This is a genomic window from Ruegeria sp. A4, from assembly GCF_056543025.1.
In genome coordinates this window covers 134,157-157,064 of sequence record NZ_JBQGAW010000003.1, presented here as the reverse complement: position 1 = coordinate 157,064, position 22,908 = coordinate 134,157, and the positions used below count along the sequence as shown (strand labels likewise).

At 56.2% G+C, this 22,908-nt stretch carries 21 protein-coding genes, 2 tRNA genes and 1 riboswitch; of the genes, 11 read left to right on the top strand and 12 right to left on the bottom strand.

The annotated features are described in order from the left end of the window. Positions 1-115: 115 nt before the first annotated feature. A tRNA-Lys gene (locus tag ACR0E2_RS12100) sits at positions 116-191 on the bottom strand. A gap of 210 nt (positions 192-401) precedes the next feature. Between ACR0E2_RS12100 and dapF the strand changes: the two genes are divergently transcribed. Together dapF and mtaB are read left to right on the top strand one after the other, a co-directional pair. After that, positions 402-1,244: a diaminopimelate epimerase gene (gene dapF / locus ACR0E2_RS12095; RefSeq protein WP_480446570.1), complete on the top strand. Its 843-nt coding sequence runs from the start codon at positions 402-404 to the stop codon at positions 1,242-1,244. Next, positions 1,241-2,497 (top strand): tRNA (N(6)-L-threonylcarbamoyladenosine(37)-C(2))-methylthiotransferase MtaB, encoded by a 1,257-nt coding sequence (mtaB, locus tag ACR0E2_RS12090; RefSeq protein ID WP_480446569.1) that lies wholly within the window; start codon positions 1,241-1,243, stop codon positions 2,495-2,497. The genes dapF and mtaB overlap by 4 nt, the downstream gene beginning before the upstream one ends. Positions 2,498-2,642: 145 nt before the next feature. Here mtaB and ACR0E2_RS12085 read toward each other — a convergent pair whose 3' ends face one another. From ACR0E2_RS12085 to petA, 3 genes are read right to left on the bottom strand one after another with little or no spacing between them, the layout of a single operon-like run. After that, entirely contained in the window at positions 2,643-3,434 is a 792-nt protein-coding gene (locus ACR0E2_RS12085; RefSeq protein WP_152459511.1) for a cytochrome c1, read from the bottom strand. A gap of 17 nt (positions 3,435-3,451) precedes the next feature. Beyond that, entirely contained in the window at positions 3,452-4,783 is a 1,332-nt protein-coding gene (petB, locus tag ACR0E2_RS12080; protein WP_480446568.1) for a cytochrome b, read from the bottom strand. 15 nt (positions 4,784-4,798) lie between these two features. Beyond that, the gene (gene petA, locus ACR0E2_RS12075; protein ID WP_152459513.1) at positions 4,799-5,383 is read right to left on the bottom strand and encodes a ubiquinol-cytochrome c reductase iron-sulfur subunit; all 585 of its coding nucleotides are present in this window, start codon (positions 5,381-5,383) and stop codon (positions 4,799-4,801) included. 461 nt (positions 5,384-5,844) lie between these two features. On the opposite strand from petA, the gene ACR0E2_RS12070 reads away from it, so the two are divergent. Next, the gene (locus ACR0E2_RS12070) at positions 5,845-6,291 is read left to right on the top strand and encodes a c-type cytochrome (protein WP_480446567.1); all 447 of its coding nucleotides are present in this window, start codon (positions 5,845-5,847) and stop codon (positions 6,289-6,291) included. A 19-nt stretch (positions 6,292-6,310) separates the two neighbouring features. On the opposite strand, the gene ACR0E2_RS12065 is transcribed toward ACR0E2_RS12070, so the two are convergent. After that, positions 6,311-6,922 (bottom strand): FMN-binding negative transcriptional regulator, encoded by a 612-nt coding sequence (locus ACR0E2_RS12065; protein WP_224858081.1) that lies wholly within the window; start codon positions 6,920-6,922, stop codon positions 6,311-6,313. Positions 6,923-6,976: 54 nt separating this feature from the next. Next, a riboswitch (FMN riboswitch) is annotated at positions 6,977-7,176 on the top strand. 119 nt (positions 7,177-7,295) lie between these two features. Between ACR0E2_RS12065 and ACR0E2_RS12060 the strand changes: the two genes are divergently transcribed. The 5 genes from ACR0E2_RS12060 (at position 7,296) to cobO (ending at position 11,239) form a co-directional block, all read left to right on the top strand. Further along, the gene (locus tag ACR0E2_RS12060) at positions 7,296-7,736 is read left to right on the top strand and encodes a 6,7-dimethyl-8-ribityllumazine synthase (protein WP_480446566.1); all 441 of its coding nucleotides are present in this window, start codon (positions 7,296-7,298) and stop codon (positions 7,734-7,736) included. 119 nt (positions 7,737-7,855) lie between these two features. After that, on the top strand, positions 7,856-8,956 hold the full coding sequence (aroC, locus tag ACR0E2_RS12055) for a chorismate synthase (protein ID WP_480446565.1): 1,101 nt from the start codon (positions 7,856-7,858) through the stop codon (positions 8,954-8,956). Continuing rightward, positions 8,940-9,602, top strand: coding sequence for an HD domain-containing protein (locus tag ACR0E2_RS12050; RefSeq protein ID WP_371814431.1), 663 nt, complete (start codon positions 8,940-8,942; stop codon positions 9,600-9,602). Before aroC ends, ACR0E2_RS12050 begins: the two co-directional genes overlap by 17 nt. Before the next feature lie 45 nt (positions 9,603-9,647). After that, positions 9,648-10,583: a DMT family transporter gene (locus tag ACR0E2_RS12045; RefSeq protein WP_171364143.1), complete on the top strand. Its 936-nt coding sequence runs from the start codon at positions 9,648-9,650 to the stop codon at positions 10,581-10,583. Between the two features lie 56 nt (positions 10,584-10,639). Further along, positions 10,640-11,239 carry a cob(I)yrinic acid a,c-diamide adenosyltransferase gene (gene cobO, locus ACR0E2_RS12040; RefSeq protein WP_480446564.1) on the top strand — a complete coding sequence of 200 codons (600 nt, stop codon included), beginning with the start codon at positions 10,640-10,642 and terminating at the stop codon, positions 11,237-11,239. Between the two features lie 71 nt (positions 11,240-11,310). On the opposite strand, the gene arsB is transcribed toward cobO, so the two are convergent. The 4 genes from arsB to ACR0E2_RS12020 are packed head-to-tail and all read right to left on the bottom strand — an operon-like array spanning position 11,311 to position 15,414. Beyond that, on the bottom strand, positions 11,311-12,333 hold the full coding sequence (gene arsB, locus ACR0E2_RS12035) for an ACR3 family arsenite efflux transporter (protein WP_480446563.1): 1,023 nt from the start codon (positions 12,331-12,333) through the stop codon (positions 11,311-11,313). Beyond that, positions 12,330-13,595, bottom strand: a complete 1,266-nt coding sequence (gene arsJ, locus ACR0E2_RS12030) for an organoarsenical effux MFS transporter ArsJ (protein ID WP_480446562.1) — start codon at positions 13,593-13,595, stop codon at positions 12,330-12,332. Before arsJ ends, arsB begins: the two co-directional genes overlap by 4 nt. Beyond that, on the bottom strand, positions 13,592-14,590 hold the full coding sequence (locus ACR0E2_RS12025; protein ID WP_480446561.1) for an ArsJ-associated glyceraldehyde-3-phosphate dehydrogenase: 999 nt from the start codon (positions 14,588-14,590) through the stop codon (positions 13,592-13,594). Before ACR0E2_RS12025 ends, arsJ begins: the two co-directional genes overlap by 4 nt. Then, positions 14,587-15,414 carry an arsenate reductase/protein-tyrosine-phosphatase family protein gene (locus tag ACR0E2_RS12020; protein ID WP_480446560.1) on the bottom strand — a complete coding sequence of 276 codons (828 nt, stop codon included), beginning with the start codon at positions 15,412-15,414 and terminating at the stop codon, positions 14,587-14,589. The genes ACR0E2_RS12025 and ACR0E2_RS12020 overlap by 4 nt, the downstream gene beginning before the upstream one ends. Positions 15,415-15,649: 235 nt before the next feature. On the opposite strand from ACR0E2_RS12020, the gene ACR0E2_RS12015 reads away from it, so the two are divergent. Continuing rightward, positions 15,650-15,725: transfer RNA gene (locus ACR0E2_RS12015), tRNA-Thr, on the top strand. 231 nt (positions 15,726-15,956) lie between these two features. After that, positions 15,957-17,630 carry an alkaline phosphatase family protein gene (locus ACR0E2_RS12010; protein ID WP_480446559.1) on the top strand — a complete coding sequence of 558 codons (1,674 nt, stop codon included), beginning with the start codon at positions 15,957-15,959 and terminating at the stop codon, positions 17,628-17,630. 252 nt (positions 17,631-17,882) lie between these two features. On the opposite strand, the gene ACR0E2_RS12005 is transcribed toward ACR0E2_RS12010, so the two are convergent. The 3 genes from ACR0E2_RS12005 to gntH all read right to left on the bottom strand — a co-directional run bounded on the left by ACR0E2_RS12005 (position 17,883) and on the right by gntH (position 22,161). Beyond that, on the bottom strand, positions 17,883-18,998 hold the full coding sequence (locus ACR0E2_RS12005) for a HupE/UreJ family protein (protein ID WP_480446558.1): 1,116 nt from the start codon (positions 18,996-18,998) through the stop codon (positions 17,883-17,885). 160 nt (positions 18,999-19,158) lie between these two features. After that, entirely contained in the window at positions 19,159-20,925 is a 1,767-nt protein-coding gene (locus ACR0E2_RS12000) for a hypothetical protein (RefSeq protein ID WP_480446557.1), read from the bottom strand. A gap of 54 nt (positions 20,926-20,979) precedes the next feature. Next, a complete protein-coding gene (gene gntH, locus ACR0E2_RS11995; RefSeq protein ID WP_480446556.1) occupies positions 20,980-22,161 on the bottom strand; it encodes a guanitoxin biosynthesis MBL fold metallo-hydrolase GntH in 1,182 nt (393 codons plus the stop codon). A 199-nt stretch (positions 22,162-22,360) separates the two neighbouring features. Between gntH and ACR0E2_RS11990 the strand changes: the two genes are divergently transcribed. Then, complete coding sequence (locus tag ACR0E2_RS11990) at positions 22,361-22,870, top strand: TetR/AcrR family transcriptional regulator (protein ID WP_171230081.1); 510 nt, start codon at positions 22,361-22,363, stop codon at positions 22,868-22,870. The last annotated feature ends 38 nt before the right edge of the window (positions 22,871-22,908 follow it).

The following is a 22,908-nucleotide window of genomic DNA, read 5'->3' as shown; positions in this document are numbered from 1 at the left end:
CCAATAAGCACACTTCAGTCTTTGTCACAGTGCTTCCGTATTGCTTCCGGTAGGCCGCACGTCACGAAGCGCACTCTGCACGGCCTCGTGTAAGTAATTATTTTTACTGAAAAAGTGGTGAGCCGTGCAGGATTCGAACCTGCGACCCACTGATTAAAAGTCAGTTGCTCTACCAACTGAGCTAACGGCCCACTCTTTTGTTGGATCTGTTGATCCGTGGCGCTCTTTACGGCAATTCCCCGACCGGGTTCAAGCCCTTATTTTGCGCCTCGTTTCGCCGTGACAACTTGTGTTTCCGGCAACCCGATAGGCGGCCTAATTAGGCAGGTGGCGCTGGAGGGTCAACCCCTTTTTTGAGGAATCTTCGCGACAGGGTGGATTCATGTTCGGACCGACGTTATATGCCCGCCATGCAACAGAGACTCGACACCGGACTGCCCTTCATAAAGATGCACGGGCTGGGCAATGACTTTGTCATTGTTGACGCACGCGCGCAGGATGCCCCGATCACGCCGGCGCTGGCCCGGGGAATCGGGCATCGGCAATTTGGTGTGGGATTCGATCAGTTGGCCGTTATCGAAAAAGGTGAAGCCGACGCGCATCTGGTGTTCTACAATTCCGATGGATCAACCTCGGCCGCCTGCGGCAACGCCACCCGCTGTATTGCACGATTGCTTATGGATGAGACGGGTCGCTCTGCCCTGAAGCTCACCACGGAACGTGGAACCCTTCATGCGCGGGATGCCGGCGATGGGCTTACCTCAGTCAACATGGGGCACCCGCAGCTGGACTGGCGCGAAGTTCCTCTGGCAGAAGAGATGGACACGCTGGAATTGCCAATCGAAGGCACCCCGACGGCAACGGGAATGGGAAACCCGCATTGCACATTCTTCGTTGAAAACGCCGAAGCGATCCCGTTGGCAGAATTCGGCGCGCGTTACGAATACCACCCGCTTTATCCCGAACGCACTAATGTCCAGGTGGCCCAGGTCATTGGCCCGGATCACATCCGTATGCGCGTCTGGGAGCGCGGAGTAGGCATCACTTTGGCATCTGGGTCTTCATCCTGTGCAACAACCGTGGCTGCCGCGCGACGGGGGCTGACCGGGCGCAAGGTGCGGATTGATTTGGATGGTGGCACGCTTTGGGTCGACTGGCGCGACGATGGTGTCTGGATGACCGGCCCGACATGTCACGTTTTCTCTGGCACTCTGACGCCTGAATTTCTGAGGTCGCTGGGATGAACCCGCCCAAGTTCACCACGTTGGGCTGCCGCCTGAACGCCTATGAAACCGAGGCGATGAAAGAGCTGTCGCAACAGGCCGGTCTGACAGACGCTGTGGTGGTGAATACATGCGCAGTGACGGCTGAGGCCGTGCGCAAGGCCCGGCAGGAAATCCGCAAGCTACGGCGCGAGAATCCGAATGCCCGTCTGATCGTCACAGGCTGTGCCGCCCAGACCGAGCCCGAAACCTTTGCCCGGATGGACGAGGTCGATGCGGTCATCGGCAACACTGAAAAGATGCGCCCCGAGACCTGGCAAGGCATGGCTGCCGATTTCATCGGCCAGACCGAGGCGGTGCAGGTGGATGACATCATGTCGGTCACCGAAACGGCCGGCCATCTGATCGACGGGTTCGGCACCCGCTCGCGCGCCTATGTGCAGGTTCAGAACGGCTGTGACCACCGCTGTACCTTCTGCATCATTCCCTATGGCCGGGGCAACTCACGCAGCGTCCCGGCCGGTGTGGTGGTGGATCAGATCAAGCGGCTTGTCGACAAGGGGTATAACGAGGTCGTGCTGACCGGGGTCGATCTGACATCCTGGGGTGCCGACCTGCCCGCAAGCCCCAAGCTGGGCGATCTTGTGATGCGCATCCTCAAGCTGGTGCCGGATTTGCCACGCCTGCGCATCAGTTCGATCGATTCGATCGAGGTTGATGAGAATCTGATGCAGGCCATCGCAACCGAACCGCGCCTGATGCCGCACCTGCACCTGTCGCTTCAGCACGGCGACGATCTGATTCTAAAGCGCATGAAACGCCGCCATCTACGCGACGACGCCATCCGCTTTACCCAAGAGGCACGCAAGCTGCGCCCTGAGATCACTTTTGGCGCGGATATCATCGCAGGCTTCCCGACCGAGTCCGAAGCGCATTTCGAAAACTCGCTGAAGCTGATCACCGACTGCGACCTGACCTGGCTGCATGTCTTCCCCTATTCCAAGCGAGAAGGAACACCGGCAGCCCGCATACCGCAGCAGGTGAATGGAACGGTCATCAAGGATCGCGCCGCCCGCCTGCGCGCGGTAGGCGACGCTCAGGTCACAAAGCACTTGTCGCAGCAAATCGGCAAGACCCATCACATCCTGATGGAAAACGCCCATATGGGCCGGACCGAACAGTTCACCGAGGTTTCGTTCAAAGCACCTCAACCCGAAGGCCAGATCGTACGCGCTGCTATAACCGGGCAGACCGTGACCCAACTCACGGCCTGATTACCTTCATCAGGCAAGAAAGACCCCGGTGAAGAACTGGCTAATGGCCAAGAAGGGGGGCAAGGGCCCGTGACCCGTTCTGGTAACAAAAACCCCCGCAACCGGATGGCGCGGGGGTTTCAATTTATGCTTACTGAAAAGGGTCTCAGTCTTCTTTACGAAGTTTACCCTTATGCGGAGCCCACAGGCGCTTGTTGACCAGATAGAGAAGCACCGACAGAACGGTCAGGAAAATCACGCCAACAAAGCCAGCGTTCTTGCGCTCCATCATCTTCGGCTCGGCTGCCCACATCAGGAACGCCGAGACGTCCTCTGACATGTGTTCGACAGAGTTCGAGTGCCCGTCAGCAAACTCGACCTGTTCATCCGCCAGCGGCGGTGCCATCGAAATCCAGCCACCGGGGAAGGCCTTGTTTTCGTAAAGGACAGTTCCTGCCTCTTCCTTCTCTTCACCAGTATAGCCGTCCAGCAGTGAGGCGATGTACTCGGCTCCGCCCATGCCTTTGACCAGCTGATTGATGCCCAAACCGTAAGGTCCGTGGAAGCCCGCGCGGGCCTTGGCCATCAGGCTCAGGTCCGGTGCGCCGACACCGTTGTTGGCCGGGAAGTGGTCAGTCGGAATCGCCGGGCGGAAATCGTCCAGCTCGGGATCGAACACTTCGAAGTTGTCAGCCGCATAGGCGATGACTTCTTCTTCCGAATAGCCCAGCGCTTCCAGATCGCGCAGAGGCACGTATTGCAGACCGTGGCAGGCTGCGCAGACCTCGGTATAGATCTGAAGGCCGCGCTGCAGCTGATGCTGGTCCCAGGTACCGAAGGGTCCTTCGAACGAGAAGTCAAAGTCTTCGATATGCTGCTCACCCCCACCTGCTGCAATGGATGCAACAGGGGTCAGGGCCAAGGCAAACGCGGCGCCGATTGCAAGTTTCTTGAACATGTTTCCGGTCCCTCTTCTTACTCGGCCGGCGTGGCTTTGGCGTCAGCCTTGCCATAATGCGCGTTGAAGTCTTCTTCGATGGTCTCGGGCTGTGCCAGAGGCTTCTCGATCACTCCGAGGATCGGCAGGATCACGAAGAAATAGGCGAACCAGTAGGCGGACGCGATCAGCGAGAAGGTCGCATAGGGCTCTTCCGCGGGCATCGCACCCAGCCACATCAGGGCAAAGAAGTCGATGACCAGCAGGTAGAACCACCATTTGAACATCGGACGGTACTTACCCGAACGCACGTTAGACGTGTCCAGCCAGGGCGCCAGCGCCATGGCCAGGATCGCGCCGAACATCGCAAGAACACCGAAGAACTTGGCATCGATGATACCGCCGGTGATGAAGCTTGCGAATTGAACGACCCAGACCTCACCGGTGAACGCACGCAGGATCGCGTAGAACGGCAGGAAGTACCATTCGGGAACGATGTGTGCAGGTGTCACCAGAGGGTTGGCTTCGATGTAGTTGTCCGGGTGGCCCAGATAGTTCGGCATAAAGCCCACGACGGCCCAGAACACGACCAGGATCACGGCCAGCGCGAAGAGATCCTTGATCACGAAATACGGCCAGAACGGCAGCGTGTCTTTCTCGGCCTCGGCTTTCGAACCGCGACGCACTTCAACACCTGTCGGGTTGTTGTTGCCGGTGGTGTGGAAGGCCCAGATATGCACCACAACCAATGCCGCAATGATAAACGGCAGCAGATAGTGCAACGAGAAGAATCGGTTCAGCGTGGCGTTGTCCACGGCGGGCCCGCCCAGCAACCAAGTCTGAAGCGCGTCACCAACAAACGGGATCGCACCAAACAGGCCGGTGATCACGGTCGCACCCCAGAAGGACATCTGACCCCAGGGCAGAACATAGCCCATGAAGGCGGTGCCCATCATCATCAGGTAGATCAGCATACCAATGATCCACGTGATTTCACGCGGGGCTTTGTACGAGCCATAATACAGGCCACGGAACATGTGGATGTAAACCGCCACAAAGAACAGCGATGCGCCATTCATGTGCAGATAGCGGATAAAGTAACCGCCATTCACGTTGCGCATGATGTGCTCGATGCTGGCAAAGGCCAGATCAACATGCGGGGTATAGTGCATCACCAAAACGATACCGGTGATGATTTGCAGCGCCAGGCAGAATGCCAGAACGATGCCCCAGATCCACCACCAGTTCAGGTTCTTGGGGGTCGGGATCATAAGGGTATCGTACAGCAGGCCAACAATCGGCAGACGGCTGTTCAGCCACTTCTCACCGTTTGTCTTCGGCTCGTAATGATCGTGGGGAATTCCGGACATAAGTTTGGGTCTCCCTTAGCCGAGTTTGATTGTGCTGTTGTCCACCCATTCTGCGGGCGGGACAGGCAGGTTCTCAGGCGCGGGGCCTTTACGGATACGACCGGCGAGGTCGTAGTGCGAACCGTGGCACGGGCAAAACCAGCCACCGAAGTCGCCGGCATCCCCCAAAGGCACACAGCCGAGGTGCGTACAAACGCCCATCTGAACGATCCAGGCACCCGGCGCTTCGCCTTCCGGTGACGGCATGACGCGGTTTGCGTCAGTCGCAGGCGCATCTGCGCTCAGGTTGAAATTGCGCGCAAGCGGATCTGGCAGCGCATCAACACCTTCGGCGTCCTGTTCCTGTGCTTCCTGAATCTCGGCACCGGTGCGGTGACGGACAAAAACGGGTTTTCCCAGCCATTTTACCGTCAGTTGCGTGCCCGGCTCGACGCCGCTCACATCCACACGGATCGAGGACAGCGCCTGAACGTCTGCCGACGGGTTCATTTGGTTGATCAGTGGCCATACGGCTGCACCCGTTGCAACGACACCTGCGCCGCCAGCGACGTAGTACAGGAAATCTCTGCGGGTGCCTTCGTGGTCTTCTGCGTGGGACACGAGGTTATCTCCGATTATCTGGCGCCCGAGGACGGGCAAATAGCTCGCGCACCGCACGAATGCGGTGTCTTAACCGCGCTTACTATCGGGGAGAATAGTGTTCGTCCAGCGTTCATAAACGCGCAATACGCCGCATGTGTCCCTTCGTGCACGTGACGAGGGGCTTTTTTTGGTGATTCTCGTCCGCAACTTTGCCTGCGGCTTCGAATCAAGTGGGGTTGATTCGAACCTCGAACTCCGTTTTGCAGGCGAAATCCAGCCCGATTCTGACCATCAGTCGGCCAGTCATTTGAGAGCCTATTCTTGACAATCAGCATCACGAAGCAACGATTGTCTGCTGAGTAAATCATATTCGCCAAATAGATGAATTAAATCGAAAATTGAGCGCAATTACACAGTTGCACTTTTTTCGTGAATACCGGACAGCGCAAAAACGCGCGAACTCCTGCAAGGAGAACCCTATGTCAAAAATCACCTTGGCCACTGCGATATTCACATTGGCCCTGTCCTCGCAAACACTTTCGGCAGGTGATCCAGCGAAAGGCGAGGCGATGTACAACCGCTGTTCATCGTGTCATGCGATCATCAAGGACGGCGAAGTACTGGTCAAAGGCGGAATCACCGGCCCGAATCTCTATGGCGTCGTCGGACGTGTCGCCGGGTCCGAAAAAGACTATCGCTATGGCAGCGAGCGCCTGCCGGTCGGCATGTTCACCGATGACATGATCCGCGCCGGCGAAGAGGGTCTGATCTGGACCGAAGAAAACATCGCCGCCTATTCCAAAGACCCCATCGGTTTCATCAAAGAGTATCTGGATGACGAAACCGCCCGCCCGAACATGAGCGTCAAGCTCAGGAAAGGCGCGGAAGATATCGCCGCCTATCTGGCAACTTTCAGTTCCGAGTAATCCTTTTTCCCGGTGCTGGTTACGCCTTGTGCATCAAGGCGGCCAGCTGACCGGTTTCACTGCCAAATCCGCCGGGCACTTTGTCGGCGGCAGCGATTCTTGCCTCCTCCGGCTTGTTCTGGCCCAGTTTCCAGGTGCCCTGGATATCCTCTACCTGCATCCGGCATGGTACGATCATCCGCATCATTCTGGCCAACGCGTCATCAGACATTTTCCCGGTGACCCATGGCGCCTTGGGCAGCAGTCGATCTTCAAAGAATGCGGTTTGTCGGTCCAGCAAATCACGCAGCTCGTCCTGCGGGCGCAGTTCAAGCCGTCCGGTCAGGTGCACGGCGACATAGTTCCACGTCGGAACCTGATCGGCGACACCGTACCAGTCGGGCGAGACATAGCCATCAGGCCCCTGCACCGCGATCCTGACCTCTTTCGGCCCGTGCAGCATACGGACAATGGGGTTTGATCGCACCAGATGAAGATCGACCACCGCACCGTCCTCTGACAGCAGAAAGGGCACGTGACTGATCAATGGCGCGCCGTCGCCGGAAATCGCCAGAACGCCAAAAGCCCGGTCACGGGCGAATTCAATATGACGCGCACGATCCTCGGCGCGGAAGGCTGGATTTGGGTGCATGGGCGACCTCCTGCCAAATCTCTTGCAGATGGGGTTGGTTCTTGGCAAGGTCTGCCTCGTTCTCAGGGCGGGGTGGAATTCCCCACCGGCGGTATGCGGGCCATGACCCGCAAGCCCGCGAGCGGCTCTGCCGTGTCCACGATCCGAACGGCAGAGGCCGGTATTCGGACAAAGTGTGGAACCACGAAAGAGTGTCAGCAGATCTGGTGAGAGGCCAGAGCCGACGGTCAAAGTCCGGATGGAAGAGAACGTGCAAGCCGTGCCGGTGAACCGGCGCGCCTGCTCGTGATCGCCTTGGGTGACGTGTCATGCCGGGCTGGCAGCGAAGGTTTTCGCAACCGCCAGCAGGCCACCGAACTGAAAGGAGATCACGATGACACACACCCGCTATGCTTTTGTCAAAGCCAACTGGCATTCCGACATCGTCGACCGCGCGCTGGACGGATTTCTTGAACTGATCCCGGCCGATCAGGTCGATGTTTTCGATGTTCCCGGCGCGTTCGAGATGCCGCTGCTGGCCCGCGATCTGGCCCAAACCGGCCGCTACGTCGCTGTCGCCTGCGCCGCATTTGTCGTGGATGGCGGTATTTACCGGCACGATTTCGTGGCGCAGGCCGTTGTCGATGGGTTGATGCGCGCGGGCATGGATACCGGCGTACCGGTCCTGTCCGTTTCCCTGACGCCGCACCAGTATCAGGAAACCGATCACCACAACGCCATCTACCGCGCGCATTTTGTTGATAAAGGCCGCGAAGCCGCACAAGCTGCGCTGAAAATCACAGCGACCCGAACGGCGCTGATGCAGGCCGCCTGATCTTCATCTTTTCAAAAATACTCATTCGCGCCACCGCAAGGTGGCGCCCACCAATTCGCAAATCCCCTTGAGGCTCAAGGCGCTCCCCGCTAATCACGACGCTCAAAGGAGCACGCCCCATGTCGATGAACAGTTTTGGCCATCTATTCCGCGTCACCACCTGGGGTGAAAGCCATGGACCCGCCTTGGGTGCCACCGTTGACGGCTGTCCGCCGGGTGTCACCATCGACGAGACCATGATCCAGCACTGGCTGGACAAGCGCAAACCGGGGCAGAACAAGTTCACCACCCAGCGGCGCGAACCCGATCAGGTGAAAATCCTGTCCGGTGTGTTCGAAGGGCAAACCACCGGAACGCCTGTGCAGCTGATGATCGAAAACACCGATCAGCGCTCGAAAGACTATGGCGATATCATGGACAAGTTCCGCCCGGGCCATGCCGATATCACATATTGGCAGAAATACGGGATCCGGGATTATCGCGGCGGCGGGCGGAGTTCTGCACGCGAAACAGCCGCGCGTGTGGCTGCGGGTGGATTGGCGCGTGAGGCGATCAAACAGATCGCACCCAACGTGCAGATCACCGGGTACATGACCCAGATCGGGCCGCACAAGATCGAGCGCGACAATTTCGACTGGTCCCAGATCGAACAGAACCCGTTCTGGACACCGGATGCGCAAGCCGCCGAGACGTGGGCCACCTATCTGGACGATCTGCGCAAGTCCGGCAACTCGGTTGGCGCAATTGTCGAAGTTGTGGCGCGCGGCGTGCCCGCAGGGCTTGGCGCGCCGGTTTACGCCAAGTTAGACACTGATCTAGCTGCTGCGATGATGTCGATCAACGCGGTCAAAGGCGTCGAAATCGGCGAAGGCATGGCCGCGGCTGAACTGACGGGCGAGGCCAATGCCGACGAAATATTCATGGGGCAGAACGGACCTCAATACAGCTCGAACCATGCGGGCGGGATTCTGGGCGGCATTTCTACCGGGCAGGACATCGTCGTGCGCTTTGCGGTCAAGCCGACCTCGTCGATTCTGACCACACGCAAAACCATCACCAAATCAGGCGAAGAGACCGAGATCATCACCAAGGGCCGTCACGACCCTTGTGTTGGTATTCGCGCGGTCCCGGTAGGAGAGGCGATGATGGCCTGCGTGATCCTCGACCACCTGCTGTTGCATCGCGGCCAGATCGGAGAGAACCGTGGACGGATCGGCTGATCTACGCACCCGCCTGCGGGCTGTGGTCGCACATCGCATGGAAACGGATCCGGCCCATGATTTGGCCCATCTGGATCGTGTTTGGACCAACGCCCGGGCCATCGCTGATGATCAAACCGATATGTCCGTGCTGCTGGCCGCAAGTTATCTGCACGATCTTGTGAATCTGCCCAAGGACGATCCCGACCGGCATCTTGCCTCGCGCAGATCCGCAGCTGAATCAGAGCCTATTCTTAAAGAAATCGGGTTTGAGGCCGATCAGGTCCGTGCGATTCAGCACGCGATCGAAGCCCATAGTTTTTCGGCCGATATCCCCCCTGAGACGATCGAGGCACGCATTCTGCGTGATGCGGACCGCCTTGACGCCCTGGGCGCCATCGGTATCGCCCGCAACTTTTCCGTTTCCGGAGCCTTGGGGCGTACTCTTTACCATCCTGCGGACCCTTTTGCCCAAGCCCGGCCACTGGATGACCTTCATTTCTCGCTCGACCACTGGAAGGTGAAACTGCTGCGCCTGCCAGGTGACATGTTGACCGAGACCGGAAGGCGGATTGCAGAACAACGCACCGCGCGCATGATCCGCTTTCTTGAAGAATTCGCCGAAGAGATCGGCTGTTCCTTGCCGCAATCCTGGGCGAATTGCTGAATCCTCCCGTTGATCTTTGCCCGTCAAAGACGCAGGTTCGCGCCGATGACAAAACCCTTAACTTCGCATCGACCTCTGCTTGCCGTAACGCTGAAGCTGTGCGCCTTGTTCCTGTTCACGTCGATGTCCGCGCTGGTCAAAGCACTTTCAGATGAATTCCCGCCGGGCCAATTGGTGTTTTTTCGGTCCCTGTTCGCAATCCCCGTGATCATTCTTTGGCTCATCGCGCGGGGGGAGTTGTCGAAAGGCTTTGTGGTCAAGAAACCCATGGGCCATTTCTGGCGCGGTGTTCTGGGAACAAGCGCCATGGGTCTTACCTTTACCGGCCTCAGCCTGTTGCCCCTGCCGGAAGTCACTGCCATCGGCTATGCGACACCGATCTTCACCCTGATTCTGGCCGCCGTCATGCTGGGCGAACGGATTCGGCTTATCCGTATCGGCGCTGTGGCTTTGGGTCTGCTGGGCGTCCTGATCATGATCTGGCCACGTCTTGGCACCACCGAGATGGAGGTCGCCGCCACCATCGGCGCGGTTTGCGTGCTGGGCGCAACCCTCGCCCGTGCCTTCGTTCAGATCCATATCCGGCAATTGGTCAAGGTCGATCACCCCGCGGCCATCGTGTTCTATTTCTCGATGACCGCGACGCTTCTGTCCGCTCTGACAGCATTCTGGGGATGGACGATGCCCACCTGGAATCAGGCTCTGATCATGGTCATGATGGGCCTGATCGGCGGCGTCGCGCAGATTTTGGTCACATCTTCCTATCGGTTTGGCCAGGCCTCGATGCTGGCACCTTATGATTACGCGACCATGCTGTTTGCGATTGTGATTGGCTATGTCTGGTTCGACGAACTGCCAACGCTTGCAATCCTGATTGGGGCCGCTTTGGTCATCGCAGGCAATGTCGTTGTGATCTGGCGCGAACACCAGTTGGGGCTCGAGCGGGGCAAGGCCCGGTCGGTCACAGACCCCAAAGCGTGACTTTACCTTTTGTAATCTTCCCCTAGGTTGGGCCGGACAATCAAAGAGGTTCTCCCATGAGCGACGCGCAGGATCACAAGGAAAAGATGCAGCAGGTGCAAGCCAAGCACCGCAAGAAAGTGTCCGAGGCAGTGGATCCCGGCCGCGGTCTGGTTCTGATCAACACAGGCAAGGGCAAGGGCAAGTCATCCGCCGCTTTTGGCGTGGTTATCCGCGCGCTGGGCTGGGGCCAGAAGGTCGCCGTGGTGCAGTTCATCAAGGGTAAGTGGAAAACAGGCGAACGCCGCTTCTTTGAGGAACGCGATCTGGTGACATGGCACACGATGGGCGAAGGTTTCACCTGGGACACGCAGGATCGCGAACGCGATATTGCAGCTGCCAATGCCGCCTTCGACAAGGCCTGCGCCCTGATGTCCAGCGGCGAATACGATCTGGTTGTGCTGGACGAGATCAACATCGCCCTGCGTTACGAATACCTGTCGGTCGAACAGGTCATCGAAGGTTTGAACGCGCGCTCGGAAAAGACCAGCGTATTCCTGACTGGCCGCGACGCGCCGAACGGGCTGCGTGACTATGCTGATCTGGTCACGGAAATGACCGAGGAGAAACACCCGTTCCAAGCGGGCATCAAAGCACAGCGCGGTGTGGATTTCTGAAGCAGCGTTGCTGCAAGGCTGGCGGTGCATGGCCGCCAGTTCCGATTATCGCCCTGCCGCGTTGACCGATTCTATAATGTCGCAGGTTCCGGGAAACGCTGGCGTGTTCGGTTGGCGAAAGCCACAAGCGACAGCATTACCGGTACTTCGACCAGGACCCCCACAACCGTCGCCAGCGCCGCGCCGGAATGAAGACCGAACAAGCTGATTGCGACGGCAACGGCCAGCTCGAAAAAGTTCGATGTCCCGATCATGGCACAGGGCGCTGCGATCCGGTGGGGAACCTTCAGCGCATAAGCGGCGCCATAGGCAATGGCAAAAATACCATAGCTTTGGATCAGAATGGGAACGGCGATCAGAACGATGACCGTCGGTTTCGCCAGAATGGTCTGACCTTGCAGGCCGAACAGGATGACCACGGTTGCAATCAATCCCATGACGGACCACGGTTTCACCCGCGAAGAAAAGGCTTCTATCGCCTGTTTAGAGCCTAATCTGCGGCGGGTGATCAACCCGGCGACAAGCGGCAGCGCCACATAAAGGACCGTGGCCAAAACCAAAGTCTGCCACGGCACTTCGATGTCGGCAACACCCAGCAAAAAGGCCACGATCGGCGCGAATGCCACGACCATGATCAGATCATTGACGGAAACCTGAACCAGCGTGTACGTCGCGTCGCCTCTGGTTAGCTGCGACCACACGAACACCATGGCGGTGCAAGGGGCGGCCCCCAGCAGGATCAGACCGGCAGTGTATTGCGCCGCATCTTCGGGCGCGATCCAGGGTGCGAAGACATAGTCGAAAAACAGGACGGCCAGCAGTGCCATGGTGAAAGGCTTTATCAGCCAGTTCACCACCAGCGTCACAATCAGACCACGTGGCTGGCGGGCGACTCCGGCGACTGCACCGAAATCGACGTTGACCATCATCGGGTAAACCATTGCCCAGATCAGCACCGCTACCACCAGATTGACGCTGGCGACTTCGGCGCTTGCCAACAGCTGCACCAGCCCCGGCGCGGCCAGCCCGATCAGGACGCCACCGATCATCGCAAGTGCAACCCAGATCGTGAGATATCGTTCAAAAATGCTCATGACAGCGCCTCAGCCGTTTGACCCGTAAGTTTGCCAGAGGTCAGCGCGGCAAGCCCGACCATCACGGCCGCTGTGCCCAGCACCATGGGCAGCCCCCCGACCTGATAGGTCAGGCCAGACAAGACGGTGCCGGCCAACCGCCCCGTCGCGTTTGCCATGTAATAAAAGCCGACATCCATCGTCACACGCTCGGACCGGGTGAAGGCAAGAATCAGATAGGAATGCAGCGATGAGTTGACCGCGAAGATCGCACCAAAGACCAAAAGCCCGGCGACCAGCGTCAGGGTCAGCCAGGTCTCGGGCCCATTTGACAGCAAAACTGCCAGTGTCAGAGCCGCAGGAACACAGAACAGGATCGCCGCCCAGTTGCGTGCGGCACGGATCAGATCACCTTCGGTTCGATCTGACGCACGAAGAATCCTTGGCGCGTTGGCTTGCACGGCGCCATAGAGGATGATCCACACCGCCATGAATGTTCCGATCATGAAGAACGCGGCCCGCTTGCCCTCTTCGGTGCCATCTGAAAGAACAGCATAGAAATAGATCGGGATGCCGACCACGAACCAGACGTCCCGCGCGCCGAACAGGAAGACACGCGCCGCGGACAACCAGTTCACATTCGCGGATTTTGAAAAAACCTCAGAGAACTTTGCGCCCTTGCGCCCCTTCGGCAGGCCCGCTGGCATGAACAGCATCACTGCGACCAGGATCACCGCCAGAGCGGCGGCCATGGCAAGCACTGCCGGAATGAAGCCCAGTGTTGCAAGCGTGGCGGCACCCAACAGGAATCCCAGCCCTTTGACCGCGTTTTTCGAACCCGTCAGAACCGCAACCCATCGAAACAACGCACCTCCTTCGGAGGGAGCCAGCAATTTGACCGCCGATTTCGAAGACATCTTGGCCAGATCCTTGGCCACTCCGCTGGCCCCTTGCACGATCATGACAAAAGTGACCGAAGCCGCGACCGTCCAGTTTGGGTCAAGCTGCGTCATGGCGAGCAACGCGACAATCTGCACCCCCAGTCCTGCATAGAGGGTCGAGGTCAACCCGAACCGTGCGGCGATCCAACCGGCGGACAGGTTGGTGACAATCCCGGCGATTTCATAGAGCACAAACAGATAGGCAAGCTGCACCGGCGAGAAGCCCAGGGTGTGAAAGTGCAACAGCACCAACATCCTGAGCGCCCCGTCAGTCAGCATGAAGGCCCAATAGGCAGCCGTGACCGCGACATAGGCCGACAGTCCTTCGGGGCGTTGCGTCACAATGATGCCCCGACCATCAGCGCGACATCCACCAGCCGATGCGCATAGCCCATCTCGTTGTCGTACCACGCATAGATTTTCACCTGCGTCCCGTTCACAACCATGGTCGAGGGCGCATCGACGATCGAAGAGCGTTCGTCATTGGTGTAATCGGTGGACACCAGCGGGCGCGTCTCATAGCCCAGAATGCCCTTCAGTTCGCCCTCGGCAGCGGCTTTGAAGAAGGCGTTGACCTCTTCAACCGTGGTTTCACGCTCAACCTCGAACACGCAATCGGTCAGCGAGGCGTTCAGCAACGGCACCCGAACCGCATGGCCGTTCAGACGACCTTTGAGTTCCGGATAGATCAGAGTGATGGCCGTGGCCGACCCGGTCGTGGTCGGGATCAAAGAGTTCAGGGCCGAGCGTGCGCGCCTGAGATCCTTGGCAGGCCGATCCACGATTGTCTGCGTATTGGTTACGTCGTGAATCGTCGTCATCGATCCATGGCGGATGCCCAGGTTTTCGTGAATGACCTTCACGACAGGCGCAAGACAGTTTGTCGTGCACGAGGCCGCCGTCACGATCTTATGCGCCGCGGGGTCGTAGGTTCCGTCATTCACACCCATGACGATATTGGCCGTCGACCCGTCCTTGACCGGAGCAGAGACAACAACCTTCTTCACCCCAGCGTCAAAATACGGTGCCAGCTTCGCTTCGGTCTTGAACACGCCGGTGCAGTCGATCACCACATCAACACCATCCAGCGGCAACGCGCTCAGGTCTTTTGTGCCAACGAACGGCAGGCGGGTACCGTTGACCGTGATGCTGTCTGCATCATGGTCGAATTCCGCGTCCCAGCGCCCATGGACTGTGTCGAACTCCAGCAGATGCGCATGCATCTCGGGATCACCGACGGCATCGTTGATCCAGGCTATCTTTGCGCCTTTTTCAAGCAAGGGCTTCAGGGCCAGTTTTCCCATACGGCCAAGGCCGTTCAGTGCGTAGGTGGTCATTTCGTTTCCTCGGTAGGCGTGCGCCCGATTTCATCAACGGCGGATTGCAATGCGATCCGGTCAAGGCTTTCGACCGGCAATGACCAAAAGGCCTGAATCCGACGCTTCAGTGCGCCGTAGGCGGTTTGAAAGGCCAGGCTTTTCTCGGCGTCGGTACCTTCGGCCTTGACCGGATCTTCCACGCCCCAATGGCCACTTATCGGTTGACCCTCCCAAGCCGGGCATTCCTCGTTGGCGGCCTGATTGCAGACAGTAAAGACAAAATCCATGACGGGCGCGTCCGGCGCCGAAAACTCGGACAGATTCTTCGGCCGCAGGACCGAGATATCGTGCCCCTTGTCGCGCAGAACCTGCACAGCAAAGGGATTGAGTTCTGAACTGGGCCGCGTCCCGGCTGAATAAACGTTGAACCGGTCGCCGCCGATTTGTCGCAGCAAGGATTCGGCAAAAATCGAACGGGCTGAGTTGCCGGAACAAATGAACAGCACATTGAACTTTCGGTTCGTCGCGGTGTCTTTGGGAAAGGGCATGCAGATATCCGGGCGGCCACGGCAGCAATCCAAGATCAGGAAATCGAGCATTTGCTGCACAGTTTTCATTTCAATCGAATAGAGCAGAGACGTCCCGGATCGTTCCTGTTTCACCAGTCCCGACCGCTGCAAAGCATTCAAGTAGTTCGACATGGTACTGGGTTTGATATCCAGCTCCGCCGCCAGCTCGCCCGCGGGAACCCTGTCAGGAAACCGTCGCATCAACATGCGAAACACGGTGATGCGCTGCGGGTGGCCAAGGATGGTCAATTGATCGGTTATATGTTCTATCATATTTCATGAATTATTGAAATATAGACGGTGAGTCAATTTCATTCCACGTCGTCACAAAAAATTCACGGATCAGAGCGCCAATTTGAAAGATTGGCCGCAGGCTTTCGGTTCACAACTCAAGGCCCGGCCGTGCTGAGCAACGCCAAAACGGTGGCAACCGGGCTTGCAGGCGCCAGGCTGACAGTTTAAACGAAGCTTCGCATTAGGTCATAATGTGTTCGGTATGACCTACGGTGCCGCTGTAGCTCAGCTGGTAGAGCACGTCATTCGTAATGATGGGGTCGGGGGTTCGAGTCCCTTCAGCGGCACCAGATTTCATCGAAATCGTAAGGGAAATACTTCTGCTAAGAAAGAATTGTTCTTACTATGTTCTTGTGCCGGGATATGTTTTACGCGGTTAAAACGGACATCCGCACGCTCTATAGCGAATGATCGCTTCGAGCCCATAGCGGATGTTTGAAAGGGCATCTTAATTGCCCCTCAGTGGCCGGTGGATGCAGATTCTGGTATTCAGAGCACTAGTTTGTCCTAGGAGGTCATAAATGCAGCGATCACTGGCGTTAGTCTCAACTCTCCTTCTATCAATTTCCACGACGGCAGCCAGTGCGACGGAAGACATCAGGCTTGTTGTACAAATTACAGTTGATGGACTACGCGGAGACTTGATCTCTCGCTATCAGGCCGCCTTCGGGGGATCAGGCTTCAATAGACTGATTGAAAACGGCGTCTGGTACACCGATGCTCATCATCGTCACGCCAACACCGAAACCATCGTTGGTCACGCGACCCTCGCTACTGGCGCCCATCCTTCCGAACATGGAATGATTGGTAATGCCTGGTTCAACAGGGCTGAAGAGCGATTGGGTTACAATATTGAAGATCCGGACTACCCGATGTTGCCAGTCCCTGGCTTCGGTGGAAACGTTGATCAAGTCGACCCGACGCAAGCCGCCGCTGCGACGTCGGGACGTTCTCCCGTTAACTTGTTGGCGACGACTTTCGGAGATGAACTGGTAAAAGCCAATGTTGGGCGATCAAAAGTTTTTTCCGTATCTGGTAAAGACCGTTCAGCGGTTGCAATGGCGGGACACTCTGGAAAGGCTTTTTGGTTGTCGACGGCCACAGGAGCGTTTGAAACAAGTGAATTTTACTACGACGCGTATCCTGATTGGGTTCTCGATTGGAACTCTAAGCGCCCCGCAGATGCGAAGATCGAAAGTGAGTGGTGGCCGGAGTGTTCAGACGCACCTTACATAATGGAAAGAATTGAACGCTCCTTCGTAACGAACCTTGGCACGTTCGGTCGCACTTTCCCGCATTTCTATGGGAAGCCGGACGACGGTCTATACTACACACAGGTCTTGTTGTCGCCGCATGGCGACCGGATCACGGCTGACTTTGCAAAAACTATAGTCAAAGAGGAAGGGCTTGGTGATGACGAATGGCCAGACTACCTCAGCGTCAGTTTTTCTGGCGTTGACGCAACCAACCATTTCTTTGGACCATCCAGTCTGGAGAATGAAGAAATGGTACGCTGTTTGGATGAGACACTGGCCGATTTCATTGAGTTCATGGATCGAGAGGTAGGACGCGCGAATGTGCTTTACGTGCTTTCCGCCGATCATGGCATGCCGGAGGCGCCAGAGGAGATGGCCGAAGCTGGTCTTTCTACATTCCGAAACTCAACCGAAGCATTGATGATGGACGTGAATTCGGTGATCGCCGATGAGTTTGGAGTCGAAGCCGCAATACAGTTTTTTTTCCGCCCTTACGTTTATCTGAACAATGGCGCGATAGAAGCGTCAGGTGTTGACCGGCGTGCAATCGAACGACGCATCGTCAATATCCTGATGGCTGCATCTGGCATTGAGCTGGCAATGCCGACCGAACCACTAGCTGAACAGCGAGGGCATACTCTTCAAGAGCAGATACGGCGGAACTATCATCCAACACGCTCTGGCGATATTTATGTTGTACAGACACCCTATTCATTTCTCTTTGAGGATGGTCCAATTGCCGTGATGCACGGATCGCCGTGGCGCTATGACACACATGTTCCAATCATTTTTGCTGGTCCAGGTATCAAGCCAACTCGTGTAAACCGTCCTGTTTCCACGGTAGACGTGGCCGTCACTCTGACCACTATTCTAGGTATCAGCCAACCGAGCAGTGCTGCGGGTCAAGCATTGAGCGAGATTGGCGTTACGAGTCCATAAGCGGTCTTGTCTTTTTGTCGGATGCCGGACCGTTAAGCGTGTTGCTATGGTTAGCTGCGACTTTTGGCTTAACCTCCCGAGTTTGAAGAAATTTGGAGAACGACCTCAATAAACGTTAGATTTGTCCGGAGAGCGGCCATTGATGCTCTGCGCAGCAAACGACTGCATTGAGCCTAATCTGCCTTATTCTTCGGAACAGCCGAAGTCCGCATGTCTTAGGCGACCATCACGGACCGCGCCTTCGCAATGACCCTAAGCCAACGTGGAATAAACCTCGGCAACTCGCTGAAAGGTCCAAAAGCAGGCGATAGCCGCGCATCCACCGGCTAAGCCCACTCGTAGGGACATCCACAAACTGGAGTTCACGCGCCGACACATTATCAAGGCAGGCCAGAGCGCAAGAATAATGGCGACTTGGCCAAGCTCGACGCCAAGATTGAAGGCAAGCAGGCTTTGCCAGATGTTTGGGGATGCAACCTGCAATATCTTGTGCAACACAAAACTGAATCCAAGACCATGCAGGAGGCCAATCAGTGTCGTCAGAAGCACCATCGTGACCTCAGAACGCGCGTTGTCCTTGAAACTCATAAACGCTGCTGCGGCTGCAAAAATAATAGAAATCGCGATCCCGGTTTCGACGGCAGGAACAAACCACGCGCCCGATGGCACAAAGCCGAAGAACCCCAGAGACAGCGTCACGCTATGCCCAACGGTAAAACCGGTTGCACGCAGCAATAGTGCCCTGAGTGTCTGCGCTCCGATGACCAAACACACAACAAACAAAACATGATCCAACCCTTCGAGGATATGTCGTATGCCTTCCCAGACGAAACTGAGGAATCCTCCATACCCCTTCTTCTGAACCACCAATGGTTCAGTCATCAGACCCCGAGATCGGAATATCTGAGGTGTGTCTGACGCGTAGTCGAGAATGAGGTTGGCCGTTTGGTCCTGATCCGGCAAGCCTGGGTCCAGCACGTTGGTGATGCTGTAAGATTGGACTGGGCCGTCAGTGTCATAGTGCAGGACGAGATCGACAATTGTGTCACCAACAAAAAGCGGTGGCGTTAAGGCCGTTTCGGTGTCCACGGCCTGTCGAGCTTCGGCCAAAGTTGCAAATCCGGGCTCATTTCCAACGCGATGCAAGCGAACGGACTCAACTGTTCCTCTTAAGCGCTGATTGTCGACCGACAGATGCAACCCACCTTCGGCGAATTGCCCCAGCCCATTGGGATCGCTCATGACAGCCTGCAAGTCGACAAAGTGCACCAACTGACCGTCGCTCAAGGCATTGGTCGTGAATGGTGCAGCTTCCGGCAAGGCATCACCATTTTGATCACCGACCTTATCTGCCACCAGATAAGGCATGGGGATGCGCATATAGACACGCAGACCGCCCTCGGAATGCTCGACATGCGAAATTCGAACGTTGAGGTTAAGCAAAAAATGCGCCGAGGCTGACAGCGTCAGTGACAAAAGCACACCGACAAACAGAGCGCCAGAAGCAAAAACCTTTGATCTTAAACACTTATACATTTGGATCGCGAGCCTCGATTACGGTTAATCCATCCAGCTTCCATTGCCCTGACTCTGGCACGACCTCGGCCAGCACCCGAAACGTAACGGCGCGCATGTGGGCGTGCCCCCAATGACCTCCTTGTGCTTTCACTGTCCATTTGGCCAGAGTGCTAAATCCACCCGGTTTGAGGGTTGGGTTAATGCGCTCTAATTCCAGTTCGCTGATATCAGTAACCGCAGCAAGACTGCCTCCTGGCGTTCGGATCGCGAGACCACGTTCAACCTCTGTTGCGATGTCACCAAGAGACGCTTCCGTCACAATATGTGCCAGCTCTGACTTTCTTGCGGCCGGAGAAATTTCCAGAGTCACCGTGCTCAAGTTTTCGACCATTGAGCGCAGTATTTCTTCGGCAACCTGCTGCTCTGGGGGCTCAAGCTTTTTCCAAGGTAAATCCAGCAAATAACCCGAGAATACGACGGTTGCCGATGTTGCGGCAATCATGGTTGCGCAACTGGCGCGCTTTGCATTTTTGCCTCTGGTTAGCAGGAGAAAACCGAGTGAGACGGCGCTGATAATCCCGGCGATCAACGCCAAAGCCGGGTTCTGCCGTTTCTGCTGCTCAAATGGAATCTGAGTAACAGTTGCTCCTTGGTATTGGAGCAAGTGGTTCTGCCAGTGAAACTGAGGGTCCGCAGGTGTCACAGCTCCAAAGAATGGCCCAGCGATATCGTTTGAAATCGTTGCGACGCGGGAAATTTCCTCGTCAAACATATCCCATGTGACTGTCACCTGATCGGGAAGTTCTACCGATGAGAAGGACAGGATAGCTCCGATAAACGCATTGTTCACGGACACTTCCTTTCCCGGTTCTACAACTTGAAAACCCTGCGATGTCAGCTCCAGGAGCTTTGCAGTAGCGTTTGATGGTTGCACTAATTTGCCGTCAATTGTCACCGGGTTCCGTGAAGCCAGGAAGGACGCCGCTTGGTTTACGATCATGGCGCTACGCTGTGGCGAAAGTGTTTGACCGACTTCGGTAGTTTCACCAATCCAAGGCGCCAGTTCACGCAAGCGGATCAGCGTCTCATGCCGAACTTCACGAGGTTCGATGTAGAGAAAGGTGGATGTCCCGTCCTGCGCTTTTCGATTTAGGCTGTCAGCAGAAAAACGGCTATCCCACGGATCAGGCCAGTGAATCTTTAACTCTGCCGGCTTTGACAAGAAGCTAAAATCGGTGACCGGAACCTCTCGGTCAAAAACCTGCATCCCGATAGTCGCCAGTGGTTCACCATCCCGCGATGGAGGCACTATAGTCAGCTCGTTGGGAACTGTGTTTTGAAACGCAAAGAACACTTTGACGAACAGAACACGCGGATCTTTTGGCGGGCTGGGAACAACTTGACCCGAGAATGGATTCCGCTGACCTGCAAGTGGCGAGGCCCGGTCGATGCGTGTTCGGTATTCTAAATTTCCGATTTCAGCGTTTAGGGGCTGATTGTCCCTTCCAACAATCGATAACGCCCGACTTTCGGCTTGGGCAAAACCTTGTTTGGTCTCTTGTTTAGCCTCCGGCTCACCCTCGACGAAATCCGATGACCAACCGATTGGCAACATATCAGTAAACAACGGAATATCTTCGACATAGATCTCAAGGTCGACGTAGACCCCATCGTCTTTGATATGAAGGACAGCGATGTTGGGGGCGACTTCTGATCCGTTAGTCAGAACGACATCCGCCGAAACGGCGCGCGCACCTGAGGCCATCAGGCTCAGCATCAGACATAGTCGGCACAGATACTGCCAAATTGGAATTTTGTTCACCCCTGAACTTTAATTTTCCGGCATTGGCGGTGGCGTGTAACCATCCCATTTGCCCGCTTTGACTTTGTCGGACGGCTCTTTTTCTTTTGAACGCGGGGCATTGATATACTCGTCGCTCACAGCTGGTGGCAGTGCATAGTCATCAACACTCGCTTCCCGAACAACGATCTGGTCCTTGGTGACGTTGATCACCTGAAGATCTCGCGCGAGTGTGAGCGGTCCATCGTAAGTCGAACGGACACCTTCCAAAATCGCCTGATAATTCTCGGGTGAAAGAACAGAGTGATACCCCAGCGCCATACGCGGTTCGACCGCAGACATCACTTTGCCAAAGGCCGCAGGTTCGGTATGAACGCGCGTGGCCACATAGGTCGCCTGTTTCATGTCCCAGCCAAAGTACGGGGCCAGCGCATCCGGTGGTAGAAACGCCTCGTGAGAAGCGATGTCCGCACCTTTGGCATATTCTACATACCATTTGTTCGGGTACGTATCTCCGCCAAAGACGTATTTCAGCCCATTCCATTCCAGAGAATAACTCACCGAGCCATCTAAGCTGTGGATGGCAGGCCAGGACCGGATAGTTACGTCGTTCTCCTGATAAACGATCTCGTTTTCCTGCATGTAATCGAATTCGGTAACTTCAAGCTTGGCACCATCATCCGGCAGCGCCCCTGTACGTGTGGCCAGATCCCAAGCATAGGCTTTTGACATGCCTTCTACATAGGCTTTGGTGCCCAGTTCATCCTCTGATCCGGACGGGCCGAAGACGCGGAGCGGAGTATATCTGCCCGAAAGCCAACCCCCAACATGAAGACCCATGAAGTCTCCAACGTGGTCGACATGCAAATGACTGAAAAAGACCTTATCGACCTTCGCAAAATCCGGTCTCAATGAAAACAAGTTTCCAGTTGCACCCGTGCCCACGTCAAACAGGAAAACGTCTCCATTTCCTAGTTCAACATAAAATGAAATCGAAACGGCAGCTTTGGTTTGGTTGGGCATCCCCGTCCCCAATGCAGTGATACGCATCTCATCCGCGCCAAGGATTTCAGTGTTGGGAAAGTATGACGCGGGATAAACACCATTTTCAATTGCAGAAGCAGTTCGACCAGTCGGCAGCGCGTTTTGCGCTGAAGCGGTGCCAGCCAACGACAAACCCAATGCCAATAGTGCGCCAGTCGTGGAATTCATAATGCTATTCATTGATCCCCCCCCCTTTTCTGCATGTTGCTTAGGAGAGCACGATGTCGTGAACTCCCAGTCAACCATAGACTTCTCTACGGTAAGTCCATAGACTGCTCTATGTCAAACAAAGAATGCTGTAATCTGAATGTCAGAAACTATCACCCGAGCCTCACCCAAAAACGCCGCGACCAAAGAAGACTGGATATTGCTGGCCTACAAAGTCCTGAACGAGGGCGGCGTTTCCGCGATAAAAGTCGTACCAATGGCAAAGCGACTGAACCTGACAAGCGGTAGCTTTTATTGGCATTTCAAAAACGTCCGTGAGCTTTTGGATGAGGTTCTCAGATATTGGGAGCAGGAACTGACTGACAAAGTGATCGCACAGGCAAAGACATTTGGCGGCCCCCCGGAAGACCGAATTCTTCTTCTTATGAAAAAGGTCATTGAAGAGGACGCCGCATTGCCAGATCACGCTGTCTCAGTCTGGGCGAATACCGATGAGAAGGTGAAAGAATCGTATCAAAGAACCATCGGCAAACGCTTCCAATTTGCCGCCTGGATGTTTGAACAGGCCGGTTTCTCGAATGAGGAAGCGAAAGCGCGTGGAAGACTCATGGTCACGTCGCTAATGGGAGACTCTTCGACTGGTCTGAAGGCGCAAGGCGATTGGGAAAAGGTCATCGAACGGGAACACGCAATTCTTGTCGGAAAGTAGAAAAAAAGTCAGGATACTAGCCAGATTAGGATGCTTGC

Excerpts from the sequence above, each read along its gene's own strand:
- dapF (WP_480446570.1), top strand. The coding sequence starts at position 402 with ATGCCCGCCATGCAACAGAGACTCGACACCGGACTGCCCTTCATAAAG.
- mtaB (WP_480446569.1), top strand. The coding sequence starts at position 1,241 with ATGAACCCGCCCAAGTTCACCACGTTGGGCTGCCGCCTGAACGCCTAT.
- ACR0E2_RS12085 (WP_152459511.1), bottom strand. The coding sequence starts at position 3,434 with ATGTTCAAGAAACTTGCAATCGGCGCCGCGTTTGCCTTGGCCCTGACC.
- petB (WP_480446568.1), bottom strand. The coding sequence starts at position 4,783 with ATGTCCGGAATTCCCCACGATCATTACGAGCCGAAGACAAACGGTGAG.
- ACR0E2_RS12070 (WP_480446567.1), top strand. The coding sequence starts at position 5,845 with ATGTCAAAAATCACCTTGGCCACTGCGATATTCACATTGGCCCTGTCC.
- ACR0E2_RS12065 (WP_224858081.1), bottom strand. The coding sequence starts at position 6,922 with ATGCACCCAAATCCAGCCTTCCGCGCCGAGGATCGTGCGCGTCATATT.
- ACR0E2_RS12060 (WP_480446566.1), top strand. The coding sequence starts at position 7,296 with ATGACACACACCCGCTATGCTTTTGTCAAAGCCAACTGGCATTCCGAC.
- aroC (WP_480446565.1), top strand. The coding sequence starts at position 7,856 with ATGTCGATGAACAGTTTTGGCCATCTATTCCGCGTCACCACCTGGGGT.
- ACR0E2_RS12045 (WP_171364143.1), top strand. The coding sequence starts at position 9,648 with ATGACAAAACCCTTAACTTCGCATCGACCTCTGCTTGCCGTAACGCTG.
- cobO (WP_480446564.1), top strand. The coding sequence starts at position 10,640 with ATGAGCGACGCGCAGGATCACAAGGAAAAGATGCAGCAGGTGCAAGCC.
- arsB (WP_480446563.1), bottom strand. The coding sequence starts at position 12,333 with ATGAGCATTTTTGAACGATATCTCACGATCTGGGTTGCACTTGCGATG.
- ACR0E2_RS12025 (WP_480446561.1), bottom strand. The coding sequence starts at position 14,590 with ATGACCACCTACGCACTGAACGGCCTTGGCCGTATGGGAAAACTGGCC.
- ACR0E2_RS12020 (WP_480446560.1), bottom strand. The coding sequence starts at position 15,414 with ATGATAGAACATATAACCGATCAATTGACCATCCTTGGCCACCCGCAG.
- ACR0E2_RS12010 (WP_480446559.1), top strand. The coding sequence starts at position 15,957 with ATGCAGCGATCACTGGCGTTAGTCTCAACTCTCCTTCTATCAATTTCC.
- ACR0E2_RS12005 (WP_480446558.1), bottom strand. The coding sequence starts at position 18,998 with ATGCCTTATCTGGTGGCAGATAAGGTCGGTGATCAAAATGGTGATGCC.
- ACR0E2_RS12000 (WP_480446557.1), bottom strand. The coding sequence starts at position 20,925 with ATGCTGAGCCTGATGGCCTCAGGTGCGCGCGCCGTTTCGGCGGATGTC.
- gntH (WP_480446556.1), bottom strand. The coding sequence starts at position 22,161 with ATGAATTCCACGACTGGCGCACTATTGGCATTGGGTTTGTCGTTGGCT.